Annotated in this window: 14 protein-coding genes and 1 pseudogene; 6 read left to right on the top strand and 9 right to left on the bottom strand. The window is 43.4% G+C overall.

Features of this window, described 5'->3' with window-relative positions:
* The first annotated feature begins 620 nt into the window (after positions 1 to 620).
* Entirely contained in the window at positions 621 to 1,295 is a 675-nt protein-coding gene (locus tag H5202_RS09805) for a hypothetical protein (RefSeq protein WP_182771913.1), read from the top strand.
* An 83-nt stretch (positions 1,296 to 1,378) separates the two neighbouring features.
* Here H5202_RS09805 and H5202_RS09800 read toward each other — a convergent pair whose 3' ends face one another.
* The 5 genes from H5202_RS09800 to hutI all read right to left on the bottom strand — a co-directional run bounded on the left by H5202_RS09800 (position 1,379) and on the right by hutI (position 6,469).
* Positions 1,379 to 1,876, bottom strand: a complete 498-nt coding sequence (locus tag H5202_RS09800) for a GNAT family N-acetyltransferase (protein WP_182771914.1) — start codon at positions 1,874 to 1,876, stop codon at positions 1,379 to 1,381.
* Entirely contained in the window at positions 1,870 to 2,145 is a 276-nt protein-coding gene (locus H5202_RS09795; protein WP_182771912.1) for a type II toxin-antitoxin system TacA family antitoxin, read from the bottom strand. The genes H5202_RS09800 and H5202_RS09795 overlap by 7 nt, the downstream gene beginning before the upstream one ends.
* Before the next feature lie 154 nt (positions 2,146 to 2,299).
* A complete protein-coding gene (locus tag H5202_RS09790; protein ID WP_182771911.1) occupies positions 2,300 to 3,961 on the bottom strand; it encodes an amidohydrolase in 1,662 nt (553 codons plus the stop codon).
* Between the two features lie 180 nt (positions 3,962 to 4,141).
* Positions 4,142 to 4,918, bottom strand: a complete 777-nt coding sequence (locus H5202_RS09785; RefSeq protein WP_443019394.1) for a haloacid dehalogenase type II — start codon at positions 4,916 to 4,918, stop codon at positions 4,142 to 4,144.
* Positions 4,919 to 5,236: 318 nt separating this feature from the next.
* Positions 5,237 to 6,469: an imidazolonepropionase gene (gene hutI / locus H5202_RS09780; protein WP_182771909.1), complete on the bottom strand. Its 1,233-nt coding sequence runs from the start codon at positions 6,467 to 6,469 to the stop codon at positions 5,237 to 5,239.
* Positions 6,470 to 6,602: 133 nt separating this feature from the next.
* Here hutI and hutC point away from each other — a divergent pair, with 133 nt between their 5' ends.
* The 5 genes from hutC to H5202_RS09755 all read left to right on the top strand — a co-directional run bounded on the left by hutC (position 6,603) and on the right by H5202_RS09755 (position 13,731).
* Positions 6,603 to 7,310 carry a histidine utilization repressor gene (hutC, locus tag H5202_RS09775; protein WP_123778179.1) on the top strand — a complete coding sequence of 236 codons (708 nt, stop codon included), beginning with the start codon at positions 6,603 to 6,605 and terminating at the stop codon, positions 7,308 to 7,310.
* A 94-nt stretch (positions 7,311 to 7,404) separates the two neighbouring features.
* Complete coding sequence (gene hutU / locus H5202_RS09770; protein WP_182771908.1) at positions 7,405 to 9,075, top strand: urocanate hydratase; 1,671 nt, start codon at positions 7,405 to 7,407, stop codon at positions 9,073 to 9,075.
* A gap of 3 nt (positions 9,076 to 9,078) precedes the next feature.
* Positions 9,079 to 10,617 carry a histidine ammonia-lyase gene (hutH, locus tag H5202_RS09765; protein ID WP_182771907.1) on the top strand — a complete coding sequence of 513 codons (1,539 nt, stop codon included), beginning with the start codon at positions 9,079 to 9,081 and terminating at the stop codon, positions 10,615 to 10,617.
* A gap of 345 nt (positions 10,618 to 10,962) precedes the next feature.
* Positions 10,963 to 12,231, top strand: coding sequence for a mechanosensitive ion channel family protein (locus tag H5202_RS09760; RefSeq protein WP_011639360.1), 1,269 nt, complete (start codon positions 10,963 to 10,965; stop codon positions 12,229 to 12,231).
* Positions 12,232 to 12,258: 27 nt separating this feature from the next.
* Positions 12,259 to 13,731 (top strand): alpha/beta fold hydrolase, encoded by a 1,473-nt coding sequence (locus H5202_RS09755; protein WP_182771906.1) that lies wholly within the window; start codon positions 12,259 to 12,261, stop codon positions 13,729 to 13,731.
* A gap of 98 nt (positions 13,732 to 13,829) precedes the next feature.
* On the opposite strand, the gene H5202_RS09750 is transcribed toward H5202_RS09755, so the two are convergent.
* The 4 genes and pseudogenes from H5202_RS09750 to H5202_RS24230 form a co-directional block, all read right to left on the bottom strand.
* Positions 13,830 to 14,384: a lysophospholipid acyltransferase family protein gene (locus H5202_RS09750; protein ID WP_182750065.1), complete on the bottom strand. Its 555-nt coding sequence runs from the start codon at positions 14,382 to 14,384 to the stop codon at positions 13,830 to 13,832.
* A 322-nt stretch (positions 14,385 to 14,706) separates the two neighbouring features.
* Complete coding sequence (locus tag H5202_RS09745; RefSeq protein WP_182771905.1) at positions 14,707 to 15,174, bottom strand: DUF2489 domain-containing protein; 468 nt, start codon at positions 15,172 to 15,174, stop codon at positions 14,707 to 14,709.
* 95 nt (positions 15,175 to 15,269) lie between these two features.
* Positions 15,270 to 15,818 carry a Der GTPase-activating protein YihI gene (yihI, locus tag H5202_RS09740; RefSeq protein WP_182771904.1) on the bottom strand — a complete coding sequence of 183 codons (549 nt, stop codon included), beginning with the start codon at positions 15,816 to 15,818 and terminating at the stop codon, positions 15,270 to 15,272.
* 55 nt (positions 15,819 to 15,873) lie between these two features.
* Positions 15,874 to 16,030, bottom strand: a pseudogene (locus H5202_RS24230) (methyltransferase); the annotation flags it as partial.

The raw sequence follows: 16,030 nt of genomic DNA, 5'->3' as shown, positions 1-16,030 counted from the left end.
AATCTTCATATTCGGACCCGCCCTTTGTTGATAAAGTGTACAAACTTATCATGGCTCACTATGAAGCCGATTAGAAGGGTGGGTCCATCTCATTATTCCGGTAATGCTTTTGAGCCGGAATCCAGCTCTTTCTTTTATTTAGGCTTTATGGCCTGCGGCCACTAACGTCGTGGCGCTTCGCCCACACCAGACCAAGAGGAAACCAACGGCTGTTCCCTCTTGGAACTCCCAGCCGCCACATCAAAATTATCTGAAAAGCGATAATTTCGCGACGTGGTTGAATCCAGCTTTTGACTTCGTTTTGGTGTTCTTCGGTCCTATTCGAAAATGCTAACGCTTTCGGTGGTACATCCTGTACCTCGAAAGCTAGCCAGACATCCATGTCTGGACTCACGCTATTTTCTTCAACGTCCTCAATGTTATTGAATCCTAGTGGTTTTAGTCTGCTCACATATTCTTTTTGTTTGTAGTCTTAGTCGCCTATATGTAAAGGCAACATGAATAGATTTAATTGCTTTACACTAAATAGATAGCAAATGTAGGATGATAATAATCAATAACTTAAACTATTTAATTACTTGGCTAGTCGCTCATAAGCTACTCGATTTCAATGAGGAAAAATGGAATATATCGATTTTTACAAAGCTATTAAAGAAAAACAGCTTAACGAACTAACACTCGAGGAATTGGCATTTGTTCATCTGAATGGTAGAAGCTTTAATGATATAAAGCATGGTCAAATATGTTCAGTTCTTCCGCTCGTTATAGGTGAAATTAGACATGTTAAATTTAATATGTATTCTCAAAACTTCTTACCTGTTGCCGCAGCGTTCACTGTTTTAGATCAACTTGGGTTCTGTTATTCAAGAAGTGATATGCCTACTTACAGTGATGAAAATGCAAGCTCAATAAAAAAATCTCTATATTATTTCTGTGATTTTTCTAAAAATGACAATGATACAAAGACTTTGTATGCTCTCAGGAATTCATTTTTACATACAGCATCATGCTTATCTAAAAGTGAACGAGGCAATCAACCAAATCATAGTTTCGTATTTGATAAAGATTCAACTGAACTGATTAAATACCCCGAAACTCAGTGGAATGGTGATTTTCACAATTTGGATGAAAGCATGTCTACAATTATTAATCCAACGATGTTGGTGGATCTAATTGAAGCTGCGATCGAGAGAGCTCTTAAATGCTTATACGAAGGTAGTTTGGACGTATCTTGTGAAAGTGGAGCAGAGTTTTACTATCGTTTTCTTAAATTTCACCCTCAAAAATCTAGTTAACATAGTCAAGCGAAGCGAAGGCCAATTATCAACGTTGAACAGTGTGTTACTGCGTTCTTTAGTTTCTAAATGCTTTTAGTTAATTAACTTAAGCTTGCTCTTACATCTGCAATGGTGATGAACAGTTTGTTTTCTGCGTCTTGAAAAGCCTGAAATCCATAGTGTTCGTAGAAGTGTGTTGCGCCATCTTTTGCGTCAACAATGACTACTGGGAATGCTACGCTATCACTTGCCGCTAACAGTTTTCGTAGTGCATCAATAAGTAACCATTCGCCAAAGCCTTGGCCTTTATAACGGTCATCGATTGCTAAGCGGGCTATTAGGCCGCCAGAGGTTGATGATTGATACTTTTTCTGTAGCTTATCCGGCAACGCCTTTAAGTCAATGGGTGTCATTGTTAAGGTATAAAAGCCGATAATATGCGAGTTATCGTTATCATCTTCTAAAACAAACGTTCTGCAGTTGTCTTTCTTTGCTTGCTGACTCGCCATGACTTTTAAGTAATTATTAAGAGCGTCAATACCACATTTGAATCGGTTTCTATCGTGTTTAGTTTTATCTAAAAGTACCGTCTTCATGATTGGGTTTTGCTTTCGTAACGTTCAGAAGCCGCTTTGAGTTTTGAGTTTGGTGTTGCTGGACTATCGAGTGCTTCCATAAGCAACATCGCATCTGTTTGACTTAGTTTTAGTACTTGTTCACGCTCAATGATTTGTTTGGCTTTTTCGATTGCGGCACTTAGCACAAATGAATTAATACTCGACATACCAGCAATTGCTGCTGCCTTTGTCAGTAAATCTTGGGTGTCGACATCAACTCTAGCGGTGATGCGAGGTAAAGTAGTCGCCATAATATAATCTCCAATTGTGCCAAAGTGTCACATGGCTATTATGGTGTTAAAACGTACAACAAGCAATGCCTGTGTCACTTTGGCACACAGGCTGAAACGTTATTAAAACCAATTCTACTTATCTTACTTATCAATAAACCCTACTCAATGCAGCTTACTCTTTTGCAAATACCTTGCGGCCGTTGACCCAGGTGGCGATGACTTTGTTTTGCCAGATCTGTTGTGGGTCGATTGTAAAATAGTCATCTTCGACTAGGATAAAGTCTGCTTTTTTACCGGGTTCTAATGAGCCTAAAAGCTGCTCTTGATGGCCTGCGTAGGCGGCGTCAATGGTGAAGCTTTTGAGTGCTTCGATGCGTGATAGTTTTTCAGTAGCGAGCCAGCCGTCGAGTGGTTGGTTAACATGGTCTTGGCGAGTTACGGATGCATGCAATCCAAAAAATGGGTTTGGCGATTCAATAGGGAAGTCTGAACCATTGGCGATGACGGCATTAGCGTTTAACAGCTTGCGCCACGCATAAGCACCGGCCAAGCGGGCTTTACCTAAACGGTTTTCGGCCATGTTTTTGTCGCTGGTGGCGTGGGTTGCTTGAATCGATGCGATAACCCCAAGTTTGGAAAAACGCGGTATGTCGGCTAAATCGAGAATTTGTGCATGTTCAATGCGATGGCGTAATGCTTTTGAGTCGGTTGCTGCAATGGCGGTTTGGTATTTATCGAGCACCACTTGATTGGCGTTGTCGCCAATGGCGTGGGTATTAACCTGAAAGCCTGCTTTCATCGACTGTAAAATCAGTTTGCCGAGTTGATCGTCTGAATACAGCATTAAGCCTTTATGGCCGGGTTGGTCTGAATATTCTTTGATTAACGCCGCACCACGGCTGCCAAGCGCGCCATCGGCTGATATTTTAACGCTGTCGACTTTAAACATGTTATCGGCAGTGGTGATGTGGCCTTGTTTTAAAATGCTAGTAAAGCGAGGGTCTTCCACTGACAGCATGCCATTAACTCGCACGCTCATGGCATTGTTCGCTGCTAATTGCTGGTATGCCTTGATGTTGTCGATGTTGATGCCGGCATCGTGCACACTGGTTAGCCCGTATGACGCTAGGCTATCCATCGCTAGGGTTAAGGTTGATTGTAATTGCTGCTGATTGAGATCGGGGACGATGTTAAACACTAAATTCATCGCATTATCGATTAATACACCAGTAGGATTACCTTGCTCGTCTTTGACAATTTCACCGCCTTCTGGTGCCACTGTGGTTGACGAAATTCCCGCGAGTGCTAACGCTTTGCTGTTAACCCAAATGGCATGACCGTCAACTCGGCCAAATGATACCGGATTAGCTTTAAAGGCTTTATCTAGGCTTTCTTTAGTCGGGAATTGTTTGCTGTCCCATAACTCTTGGTTCCAACCTCGGCCCATTAACCATCCATCAGTCGGGTTGTTTTTACTAAATGCTTGCGCGCGTTCAACGGCTTGTTGTTCGCTACTGGTGTTGGTTAAGTCTGCGGTTAATAAACTCAAACCATAACCTAGCACATGACCGTGGGCGTCGATTAATCCAGGTAATAAGGTTTTACCTTTACCATCAATTGAGGTGATATCAGTTGCACTCGGTAAGGCTTGGTTTAAGGTAAATAGTCGATCAATTTTGTCGTCAGTAAATTGGATAGCATTGAAGGTTTGCAGTTTTCCGTCAACGAGCGTGTAGCCATTAACGTGATGCACCAGTGTGGTTTGTGCCATGGTGTTTGCGCTTAAACTAGCCAAGCTTAATGCCACTGATAGCGCTAAATATTCCTTTCTCATCGGTTTTCCCTTTTTATGACGACGATTAATCAGCATCCATTAAATGTTAATTAATGGTTAATGGCAAGGGCAGTGCAAGTCGTCTTGAGGGGGGGGGAGATTGATGTGCCTATATAGAGGGAATACTCATTGCCGTTGTAAATTTATCGCCCAGTTAATACTGGGCGATAATCGTTAAGGCTAGTTGAACTTAGCTAGGGTGCTGGCTAATTCGTTTACATCCAGTACGTTGTAGTCTGGTTGCGCTGCTAGCGGGAACAACACTTTACCTTGGCGACGAATAAAGGCGGTTTGTAAGCCTGCTTTATCTGCACCGGCAATATCCCAACCGTGTGCGGCAACCATTAACGCTTCGTTTGCATTAACGCCTAAATCTTTAATGGCCCATTGGTACGTTTTTAAATGCGGCTTAAATACCCCAACAGATTCTATGCTTAAGTTGGCATCAAAATACTGGCTTAAATTAGCGTTTTTAAGCTGTAAGGTTACGCCTTCTAATGATGAGTTGGTTAAGGTGACTAGTTTGTAGCCTTGGGCCTTCAATTTAGCCAAACCTTCCGCTACATCTGGGTGGGCTGGTAATGAACGAAGTGGCGTTAGAATGGCGGTTTTAGCTTGTTCTGGCGTGATGGCAATGCCGTTGATTTCGGCGACCATTTGCAATGACGCAACGCCAATGCTACCAAACGTTTGGTAATCACCAGTAGCGGAAACCACTAAAGAATGGTGCAGCATGGTTGAGAACCATAATGGCAGTAAATCTTCACGGCCATTAAGTGCTTTACCCACAGAGGCGCGCATATTTTCAAGATCTAACAAGGTTTCATTTACATCAAAAATAATCACTTTAGGCTTAACTGATGGTGCTTGCACCGCAGTATCTGCTGGATCTTTAGCAAAAGCGCTACTGGTATTAAGCATAAAAAAAGCTGTCGCAAGCGATAATAAAACACGGATTTTCATAAAACCTCTGGCAATGTGATGTTGGTTAAAAGAACTTATCGAGTATTCATCTCACTGTTGTTGCCAGTGAACTGATATTAATAAATTGAACGATTGTTCATTAATGTAGTCAGCCTAAATGAAACTGACCTTAAAATCACGGTTTTATTGCCTAATAGTTTAATAAATCTGAAGTTGGGATTTAAGGTGACGTACATAGCAGCACCACTGGAGATAGACATTATCGCCAGTGGTGCTAAATATTAGTTATGAGTTTGAACTGAAGTTGTGGGTTATTTGATTGAGAAAAGTTGAGCCCAATTATTTAACTGTTTAATTGGGTAGCGCAACTACCTGACCATTTTTGACAACGGTTTTACACAGGTTTACCCCGTAAGCATAAGCTAATTGTGCTGGAGTGGTGATATCCCACAAACAAAAATCAGCTTGTTTACCTACGGTAATACTGCCGACATTATTGTCGATACCAAGTGCTTTTGCGGCATTAATGGTCACACCTTGTAAGGCTTCTTCTGGGGTGAGTCTGAATAAGGTGCAAGCCATATTGAGCATTAATAAGGTGGAGCAAATAGGCGATGACCCCGGATTAAAATCGCTGGCAATAACCATTGGCACCTTGTATTGGCGCAGTAAGTCGATTGGCGGTAATTGGGTTTCGCGTAAAAAGTAAAATGCGCCGGGTAGTAAGGTTGCACAGGTACCACTTTCGCTTATGGCTTTAACACCTGCTTCATCTAGAAACTCAATATGATCGACCGATTTAGCCCCAAGCTTGGCCGCTAAGGCGCTGCCGCCCATATTGGTTAATTGCTCGGCATGCAGTTTAATTTGTAATCCCGCTTGCTTGGCCGCAGTTAATACTCGCTCAGTTTGCTCAAGATTAAAGGCGATATTTTCACAAAATACATCGACGGCGTCAGCAAGGTTTTCGGCGATTACCGCGGGGAGCATGTCATTAATGACGAGGTCGATATACGCATCTGCATTGTCTTTATATTCTGGCGGAATCGCATGGGCGCCTAAAAACGTCGTGCTCACATCAATATGATGATGTTCGCCTAGCTCACGTGCAACGCGCAATAATTTAAGTTCTGTTTCGGTGTTTAAACCGTAACCGGATTTAATTTCAACCGTGGTGACGCCTTCTCTGGCTAGGGCATTTAAGCGTTGTCGGCCTAGTTCAAATAGTTCAGCTTCATCGGCATCGCGACAAGCATTAACCGTTGAAATTATGCCGCCACCTGCGCGAGCTATTTCGGCGTAAGTCGCGCCTTGTAAACGTTGTTCAAATTCGTTGGCGCGATTACCAGCAAAGACTAAGTGGGTGTGTGCATCGATAAGCCCAGGTGTTATCCAGCCGCCTTTTCCTCTGTAAACTGGGGTTGCCAGTACATCAAATTCAGGTAGTTCACTGCGCGGGCCAACCCAAGCAATTTTGCCATCTTTTACTGCGATAGCCGCTTGAGGTATTACGCCGTAAGTACCTTGGATATTGGTATCCATGGTGGCCACGTTTACATCAATCCACACTTGATCCCACGACATGAAAACCCCTAAAAATGCATTAATTATTGATTGCTAAACAATACTTGTTTTAACTTGTATATACAAGGTAGGATGAATGATGTGTTTTTAAACAGCAATGACATTATTGTCTAAAAAACCGAGAGCTGCTGATATGGCCCAAGCAAAGTTTGCCCAGATAAAACAATTCATTTTGAGCCGTATTGAAACGGGCGAATGGCAAGAAAACGACCGAGTGCCGTCTGAAAATCAGTTAACTGAATTGTTCGCCTGTAGCCGTATGACAGCAAGGCGGGCGTTAACTGAGCTGGTGGACTCGGGCGTGTTAGAGCGCACTCAGGGAGTGGGTACGTTTGTGGCGGGATTAAAGTCGCAATCGTCATTGCTGGCTATTCGTAATATTGCCGACGAGATAAAAGACCGTGGCCATGGCTACAGTGTTAACCAGCTTGAATTGACACAAATTGAGGCCAGCACTGCGGTGGCTAATGCACTGGGGCTGGAATTGGGCAGCCCTGTATTTTATTCGGTGTTGGTACATTGCGAACAAGGCTTACCATTACAAGTTGAAGAGCGTTATGTGAACCCACTGCTTGTGCCTGATTACCTACAACAAGATTTTAGCTCACATACTCCCCATGAATATTTATCGGCGGTGGCACCACTGACAGAGGCTAAACATACCGTTGAAGCCATTATGGCTAACGAGCTGTTACAACAACGTTTAGCCATTGCAGCGACTGAACCCTGTTTACAAATTTTACGTCGTACCTGGTCACGCCAAGGTGTTGTCAGTTTTGCTCGTTTAGTTCATCCGGGTAGCAAATTTAAACTAGGCGGCCATTTAACGTTTGCACGTTAAATGGTGGTCTCGAAATTGAAAACTGTAAGACATTAAACATAAACAACAAGACCAATAAAAAACCAAATCGAATTAATCGGTTGAAGAGGAAAATATGGATAAAAGACATGATCCAAGCCGTCGCATTATTGCGCCGCACGGTACTCAATTACAGTGTAAAAGTTGGCTAACCGAAGCTGCGATGCGCATGTTAATGAACAACTTACACCCTGATGTTGCCGAACGCCCAGAAGATTTAGTGGTGTACGGCGGCATTGGCCGCGCCGCGCGCGACTGGCAAAGCTACGACAAAATTATTGAGGTGCTTAAACGCCTTGAAGACGATCAAACCTTATTGGTGCAGTCGGGTAAACCTGTTGGGGTGTTTACCACTCATAGCAATGCGCCACGGGTCATTATTGCTAATTCAAACCTAGTGCCACATTGGGCTAACTGGGAACACTTTAACGAACTGGATAAGAAAGGTTTGGCCATGTATGGCCAAATGACTGCGGGTTCGTGGATTTATATTGGTTCGCAAGGCATTGTGCAAGGTACTTACGAAACGTTTGTCGCCATGGCTAAACAGCACTTTAATGGCTCGTCAGCGGGTAAGTGGATTTTAACCGGCGGTTTAGGCGGCATGGGTGGCGCACAACCACTGGCTGGTACTATGGCGGGTTATTCGGTATTAACCTGTGAAGTAGATGAAACCCGTATCGATTTTCGCATGCGTACTGGTTACGTCGACAAAAAAGCCACTTCATTAGATCAAGCATTAGCGATGATTTACGAAGCAAACCAAAGCGGCAAGCCTGTTTCTGTCGGCTTATTAGCCAATGCTGCCGATGTGTTTACTGAGCTAGTGACCCGCGGCATTGTGCCTGATGTGGTAACCGATCAAACCTCCGCGCACGACCCATTAAACGGCTATTTACCTCAAGGCTGGAGCTTAGAATACGCTGCTAAAATGCGTAAAACTGACGAAGCGGCAGTCGTTAAAGCAGCGAAGCAATCAATGGCGGTGCAAGTTAGAGCAATGTTGGCATTGCAGGCAGCCGGTGCAGCAACCACAGATTATGGTAACAATATTCGCCAAATGGCCTTTGAAGAAGGCGTAACGAATGCGTTCGACTTCCCTGGGTTTGTGCCAGCATATGTGCGGCCGTTATTTTGTGAAGGCATTGGACCATTCCGTTGGGTAGCCTTGTCTGGCGATCCGGAAGATATCTACAAAACAGATGCCAAAGTCAAAGAGCTTATTCCAGATAATCCGCAGTTACACAATTGGCTCGACATGGCGCGTGAGCGTATTGCGTTTCAAGGCTTACCTGCACGTATTTGCTGGGTAGGGCTTAAAGATCGTGCCCGCTTAGCGTTAGCTTTTAATGAAATGGTCAAAAACGGTGAGTTATCGGCACCAATTGTTATCGGTCGTGATCACTTAGATTCTGGCTCAGTTGCCAGCCCAAATCGAGAAACAGAAGCCATGTTAGACGGCTCTGATGCGGTGTCAGATTGGCCATTAATGAATGCCTTACTCAATACGGCTAGTGGTGCAACTTGGGTGTCATTGCATCATGGTGGCGGCGTTGGTATGGGCTTTAGTCAACATTCTGGAGTGGTGATAGTGGCCGACGGAACCGATGAAGCTGCGGTACGTTTAGGCAGAGTATTGTGGAACGACCCTGCTACAGGAGTAATGCGCCATGCAGATGCTGGCTATGACATTGCAAAAAATTGTGCCAAAGAGCAAGGCTTAGACCTGCCAATGTTAGGAGCTTAATCCATGTCGACTTATTCATTTGAACTTATTCCAGGTACGCTGACATTAGCGCAGACTCGTGCGATCAGCCGTAATAGTGTCAAGCTGACCCTTGCGAAAGAAGCGATTAAAGACATTAATCAAAGTGCTGAAATCGTCCAACAAGTGTTACGCGAAGGCCGAACTGTATATGGCATTAATACTGGCTTTGGTTTGTTAGCTAACACTAAAATTGTTCCAGAAGATCTGCAATTATTGCAACGCTCTATTGTATTGTCCCACGCAGCAGGCATTGGTAAATACATGCAAGATGCTACCGTGCGCTTAATGATGGTGTTAAAAATTAACTCATTAAGCCGCGGTTTTTCAGGTATTCGTTTAGAGGTTATCGAGTTTCTCATTCAGCTAGTGAATGCCGGAGTGTATCCGTGTGTGCCAGAAAAAGGCTCAGTCGGGGCATCGGGTGACTTAGCGCCATTAGCTCACATGTGTTTACCTTTGTTAGGTGAAGGCGAAATGAGCTATCAGGGGCTGATTATCTCAGCAGTGGAAGGTCTTGAGATTGCTGGGCTAAAACCTATTGAATTAGCAGCCAAAGAAGGGTTAGCGTTACTGAATGGTACCCAGGCATCAACAGCGCTGGCGCTTGAAGGTTTGTTTAATGCAGAAGACTTGTTTGCCGCCAGTTCAATTATTGGCGCCATGAGTGTTGAAGCCGCTATGGGCAGTCGTAGTCCGTTTGATGCGCGTATTCATGCTGCGCGTGGGCAAAAAGGCCAAATTGACTCAGCAGCCATTTTCCGTCATTTGCTCACTAATGAATCGGAAATTAGCCTAAGCCATACCAATTGCGAAAAAGTGCAAGATCCATATTCACTGCGCTGTCAGCCACAGGTATTAGGAGCGTGCTTAACCCAAATTCGTCAAGCAGCAGAAGTGCTTGGCGCTGAGGCAAACGGCGTTACCGATAATCCATTGGTGTTCCAAGATACGGGCGATATTATTTCGGGTGGTAACTTCCATGCCGAACCCGTTGCGATGGCGGCTGATAACCTCGCGATTGCGATTGCTGAAATGGGCTCTATTTCGGAACGAAGAATGGCGTTGTTGATTGATTCTAGTTTGTCTAAGCTACCGCCATTTTTAGTGGATAACGGTGGGGTAAATTCTGGCTTTATGATTGCTCAGGTCACCGCAGCTGCACTCGCATCGGAAAACAAAACCTATGCACATCCTGCCTCGGTAGACAGTTTGCCGACATCGGCAAACCAAGAAGATCACGTGTCGATGGCGACGTTTGCTGCACGACGTTTACGCTACATGAGCGAAAATACCCGTGGAGTATTGGCTATTGAGTTGTTAGCTGCTGCGCAAGGGTTAGACTTTAGAAAGCCTTTGCAACCAAGCGCCGCCGTAGCAATGGCCAAAGCCGAGCTTCGTGAAATAGTGACGTTTTATGATAAGGACCGTTATTTTTCACCTGATATCGAGAACTCGGTCGACTTGTTGTATAGCGCCAGTTTTAACCGATTACTACCGAAGGGCATGTTACCGAGTTTTTAATTGAGTGAAACTACATGTCATGAATAGGATATGTTTAGAGTAATTTGACAAAGGACCGCAAGGTCCTTTTTTATTGTCTTTTATTGCCACCGCGTCAAAGCTAATTTTTGTTTAATCTTGTGTGGGTATACTCACATTCATTGCAACTGTTAACATAATCATGAAAATAGTAACTTGCATTAAATTGATCATCTTGACCGATAGAGTCGATGTTTCGGTAACGTTATACATCAACACCATGCATAATGAGCACACTGATAAGCCTGTGAATGTTTGCTTGCATTTATGCGGTTTAATTTAAGTCTTTTGATTGAGTAAAGGGCAAACGTGGCTAAGGATTTGTTTGTGAATACAGAAGTGCGGATTGAAATTGCGGCTTGGTTAACCCGTTTGGGTATTAATAGCCAACCATCGGATGGTGTCGCGACATCGATATTAATTTTGGCTTGTGTGATTGTGGCAGGTTTAAGTTATTACATTACCCATCGATTTGTAGTTCACGGTGTGAATGCCGTGATCCGCCGGTCTTCGGTCACTTGGGACGATATTTTCATGCGCTTTAATGTGTTTGAACGTCTCGCTATTTTGATCCCCATTTTAATCCTCGATTTATTGATCCCTATTGTGCTCACCGAGCATGAGTTGATCAGCGCTTTTATTGATCGTTTCCTTAGCGCTTTGTTAGTGTTTTTTATTATTCGAGCTGTGTATAGCGGGTTAAATGCGATTGATGAAATTGCTGATATTAATCATGTTAATCGCCGTTTACCGGTAAAAAGTTTTGTTCAGTTGACTAAGTTATTCCTATTTTTTATTGGGTTAATTGTTGTTTTTGCCATTCTAGCCGACCAGTCGCCTATTTATTTCTTTAGTGGTTTAGGTGTTGCTACCGGTTTGGTCATGTTGGTGTTTCGAGACACCATTTTGGGCTTCGTTGCTGGGATTCAGCTTGCTGCTAACCGCATGGTGAGTAAAGGCGATTGGATCCAAATGGATAAATACGCTGCAGATGGCGCAGTTGAAGATGTAACGTTGACCACCGTTAAAGTACGAAACTGGGACAATACCATCACCATGATCCCAGCTTATGCATTGGTGTCAGATGCATTTAAGAACTGGCGCGGCATGTCCGAGTCGGGTGGTCGACGGATTAAGCGATCAATTAATATCGACGTAAATAGCATTCAGTTTTTGACCGATGACGAACGTATCCGCTTAGGCAAAGTCAATTATTTGAAAGAGTATTTACCACAAGTGTTCAGTGAAATCAGTGTTGCCAATGCCAACGTGAGCGATATTGATATGAAGGTGAATGGCCGCCGCTTAACTAATATCGGAACATTCAGAGCATACTTACAAGAGTATTTACGTCGTCATGACAAAGTACATAAAGACATGACCTTAATGGTTAGGCAGCTAGCACCAACCACTGAAGGTTTGCCGATAGAGCTGTATATTTTTACCAATGACATTCGCTGGACCTACTATGAAGCAATTCAGGCAGACATTTTTGACCACATTTTTGCCGTGCTACCTGAGTTTGGTTTACGTGCATTCCAAAACCCGACAGGTACAGACCTTCGCAGTATAAAGCAATGGACCGAACAGCATTGATAAGCTGTCTGATAGGCGATATCTGCAGTGGTTAAATTATTGGTATTAGTATCATTGCTGTTGCTGTGGTCGGCGATGCCCGTGCAAGCTAATTGGTTTAATGACATCAATAGGCAAGTTCGCTCAATAGGCGCTGCAAAACCAGTGACAGCCGAACCGTTAACCGCCGCAGAGTTAGCTGATTACCCAACAAGCTATCACTTTGAACGTGTAATAGTACCAAGCCATCAAACCCCGCTGTTTGTGCTACAAGCAGGGCTCGAGCACCGTGACACCGTTGTTCTTATTCACGGCTTAGGGGAGTTGGCTTCTAAAGACTGGTTAACGGTGATTCCTGCGTTAGCAACGCAGTATCATGTAGTTGCTATCGATTTACCTGGTTTTGGTCTATCGCAAGGTGCTGTATTTACCTATTCACCTAAAGAATATGCCAAGGTGATCGATTGGGTTATTAGCCATTATCGCCATCCCAATGCTCAGGTACATCTTGTGGGACATTCGATGGGGGCGGCGATTAGCTTATACTATGCTAGCCAGTACCCCGGCAAAATTGAACAACTTGTGCTGGTAGATGCTGCTGGTATTTTGGACCGGACTGCCTACTTAAAACAGATTTCGAAGCGAGATATAGCTAATAGCGAATTACCACAAGGCTTACGCCGAGTGTTAGCGCGGGTTGATAATTTTGCAGATAAGATGCTTGAGAAAACCGGAACTGGGTTAGATCCAACGAAATGGTTAAGTCGTAATGAGTCTATTCGTAATATGACCATTGGCGAACAAACCAACACTAATGCGGCATTAGCATTAATGGAACAAAACTTCTCTGTGCTTAATTACCAACAGATGCCTGCTACGCAGTTAATTTGGGGCGCCGATGATCAAGTTGCGCCACTGCGGACCGCTGAAGCACTGCTGCATGTATTACCTACTGCACAGCTAAAGGTTATTGCTGGTGCAGGGCATGTACCGATGAAGTCTCACCAACACATCTTTAATCAAATGTTATTAACGGGTCTAGCATCGACTTCTCCTTCTAATGCTAAAGCTTTGGCTCGTGATCAACATTCAGAAAATAGCAGTCAGCGTATTGGCAAATGCTATCAAGATAGCCAACAATATTTTTCTGGGCATTATGATCAGCTCTTTATTGAAGACTGTAAATTGGTGTTCATTGACAATGTTGATGTCAACCAACTCACGATGAGTGATTCGATTGTAACAATCAAGTCTAGTCGCATAGGCGTGCAGCAGAAAAAGATGAAGATCACCCGCAGTACCATTAGCGCCACAGACACTGAATTTTTGGGTGAGATTAACAGTACTCGAAGTAGGTTTGATTTAGCTGGGGTAACCTTTTGGGGTGAGTCTCCGGTGTTCATCTCGCAAGAGTCGACTCGGCTAGTGCTATCTTTAGTGCGGATCCATACGCCAACGCACGTTATACGTTTAGGCGGCAGCTACGTGTTAGCCGCTGAGAGTTTAGAAAGCGTGTTATAAAAAACGCTGAATACTGTGTAAGACACTTCTTGTATATCCAACACTGTCGCACTTCTGATTAATCAATATAAGCTAATTGAGCGTTAATTATTTCAGTGCTATTTCTGCTGATAATCAGGAACCATTTTTGGATGATAACCTTTGATTGAACGGTAAAAATCCATTAACTGATTTATTTCGTGTTCAATATCTCCCGTCGGTCTTAACGGTTTGGCAATCACAACCGCTTTGCGGCCAAAATCTAATCCGATTGGCACTATATCAACATCCGCTTTGGCTGCAATATGGTAAAAACCACTTTTCCAGCGGGTTACTGGGCTACGTGTCCCTTCAGGTGCTAAGGCCAGTTTATACAGTGGATCTTGTTGGAATAACAGCACCACACCGTCAACTAAGTTATTGTATTTACGTCTATCGACAGGGCTGCCGCCCATGGCGCGAAAAAGCCATCCCCAAGGTGGAATAAACAGCTGATGCTTACCTAAAAAGTGGATTTTGGTGCCTAAGGCACTGCGGGCGATAATACCAATGATGAAATCCCAGTTACTGGTATGTGGGCCAACAATAATGACGCATGGCTTAGTTTTATCGAGTTGGCCATCAAATTTCCAACCCAGTATTTTGAGTAATCCTAAGCAAAGTGAACTGAACATAGTGTGACCCCAATCATTGAGCTTTATAAAGCTTCTTGTTGTTATTATTCGATTTATCCGCTAGTTGATGTGGTTAATCGACGTTGATTCGTTTGTGATATGCATTATCAGCATAGTCTGTAATCGTGCTAATTTCATGCTTAACCTCAATTTGGCTAAGGTATGAGATAAATGTTGTTAGTTACTTTGTTTAAACTTGCCATTGGCTTTGTGAGTAAGGTAAACGTATGCAGCAGTAGTTACTTATCATCAATGAATGCAGAGCAAAAGGCTGTGTGCTCACCGTTTCTTATTCCTATCTACAGTTAACCAATGTGTTGTGCTAGTGAGTAGTGGGCTTATCAAACTCAGCAATGCGTTTTGCTTCATCTAGAATAACCTGTTCTAATGCTGCTTCTGATTTCATCCGTTCAAAATCAAACTTCATCCGCTGTTGTTTTGGCAACTCTTTGCGCGCTTCCATAATAGGATGGTTTCTAATCAGCTCATAATGGGTAAACAGGTTAGGGTAGTCTGGCATAACTTGTTCTGATAAGGATAATGCATCAAATAATTTTCCTATGCGCATAACGCCTTCAGACAGTTCACAACGGTCTTCTAGCATTGCAGCGGCAATGTAACGGATATCAGTCAGTATTTGTTGTCTACGCTCGTCGGCTTTAGCCTGACGTTCAGAAAGTGCTTGTTGGTTAGCTTGTGTTTTACGTTTAAGCGTTAACAGTAAGTGTGTTGCGTAGGTAGCAAGGGCAACAATAATGAGTAAAGCAATAACGATGGCGGTTGTAGACACAATTTATCCTTTTTTGAATACAAAACTGGCGCGATATGCGCCAGTTTTCTGATATCAAACCAAGAAAGAGCTTGGTATTACTTTCATCGAGCAGATTAATCTTTCAGCTGATAATCTTTAAGCAGATCAGCACCTGATTCAAAGCGATTTAATAACTCATCGTCGCTCAGTTGCTTCTTAGGGCTTTGTGTTGGTGTATCTTCACCTTCAGTAAGGCCTAAGCTCAACATCAGTTGCTCAATTTTATCTAATTGAATATTCAACCACTTTTGATCAGTGTCAGATAAATCACGACCTTCTTCAAGTTGGTCAAGTAACTGATTTAGTCTTGGATCGTCTTCAAGTTTCAATAACTTCTGTTCGTCAGTCAGTTTAGGCTGCTTAGGCTTAACCACTAATGGCGCAGTAACTGCTGTTGGTAAAGTGAGTGCCACCGGCTTTTTGCTGCCATGACGTACATCTTTGCTCTTAACAGCGGTGTTACCAGATGCTTGTTTAAGCAAGGTTTCATTGTGACGGCTGCCTGATTTACGGCCGGTTTCAGATTTTTTACCATCGACCGCGTTGCGATCAACTTTTTTTACTCTAGGTGCAAACTTAGCGCCGTTTTCGCCGCCTTTGCGAGTTTTTTTACTGCGAGCCATGATGTTCTCGTTAGGTTTTCTAAACACGTCCTTGCAGAGCAATTTCTACAAGGCACTAAATAAGGATGCGCTTTATATCAGATTTTGATGATTTTTGCATCAAAACCAGATCTTTCGATGCAAATAATAGCTCAAAATCACTATTTAATGCTAAATATTCGAATGTCTGCTGCTGATAAAAGCTTACATGAGTTGGATTGTTTTTGTAATGC

The organism is Shewanella sp. SG41-4 (genome assembly GCF_014164505.1).
Lineage (GTDB): Bacteria > Pseudomonadota > Gammaproteobacteria > Enterobacterales > Shewanellaceae > Shewanella.
The sequence above is the reverse complement of the archived record's forward strand: the minus strand, read 5'-3'. Positions and strand labels throughout refer to the sequence as shown.

Bases quoted from the DNA above. Each gene is read 5' to 3' on its own strand.
- H5202_RS09805 (WP_182771913.1), top strand. From the start codon at position 621: ATGGAATATATCGATTTTTACAAAGCTATTAAAGAAAAACAGCTTAAC.
- H5202_RS09795 (WP_182771912.1), bottom strand. From the start codon at position 2,145: ATGGCGACTACTTTACCTCGCATCACCGCTAGAGTTGATGTCGACACC.
- H5202_RS09790 (WP_182771911.1), bottom strand. From the start codon at position 3,961: ATGAGAAAGGAATATTTAGCGCTATCAGTGGCATTAAGCTTGGCTAGT.
- hutI (WP_182771909.1), bottom strand. From the start codon at position 6,469: ATGTCGTGGGATCAAGTGTGGATTGATGTAAACGTGGCCACCATGGAT.
- hutC (WP_123778179.1), top strand. From the start codon at position 6,603: ATGGCCCAAGCAAAGTTTGCCCAGATAAAACAATTCATTTTGAGCCGT.
- hutU (WP_182771908.1), top strand. From the start codon at position 7,405: ATGGATAAAAGACATGATCCAAGCCGTCGCATTATTGCGCCGCACGGT.
- hutH (WP_182771907.1), top strand. From the start codon at position 9,079: ATGTCGACTTATTCATTTGAACTTATTCCAGGTACGCTGACATTAGCG.
- H5202_RS09750 (WP_182750065.1), bottom strand. From the start codon at position 14,384: ATGTTCAGTTCACTTTGCTTAGGATTACTCAAAATACTGGGTTGGAAA.
- yihI (WP_182771904.1), bottom strand. From the start codon at position 15,818: ATGGCTCGCAGTAAAAAAACTCGCAAAGGCGGCGAAAACGGCGCTAAG.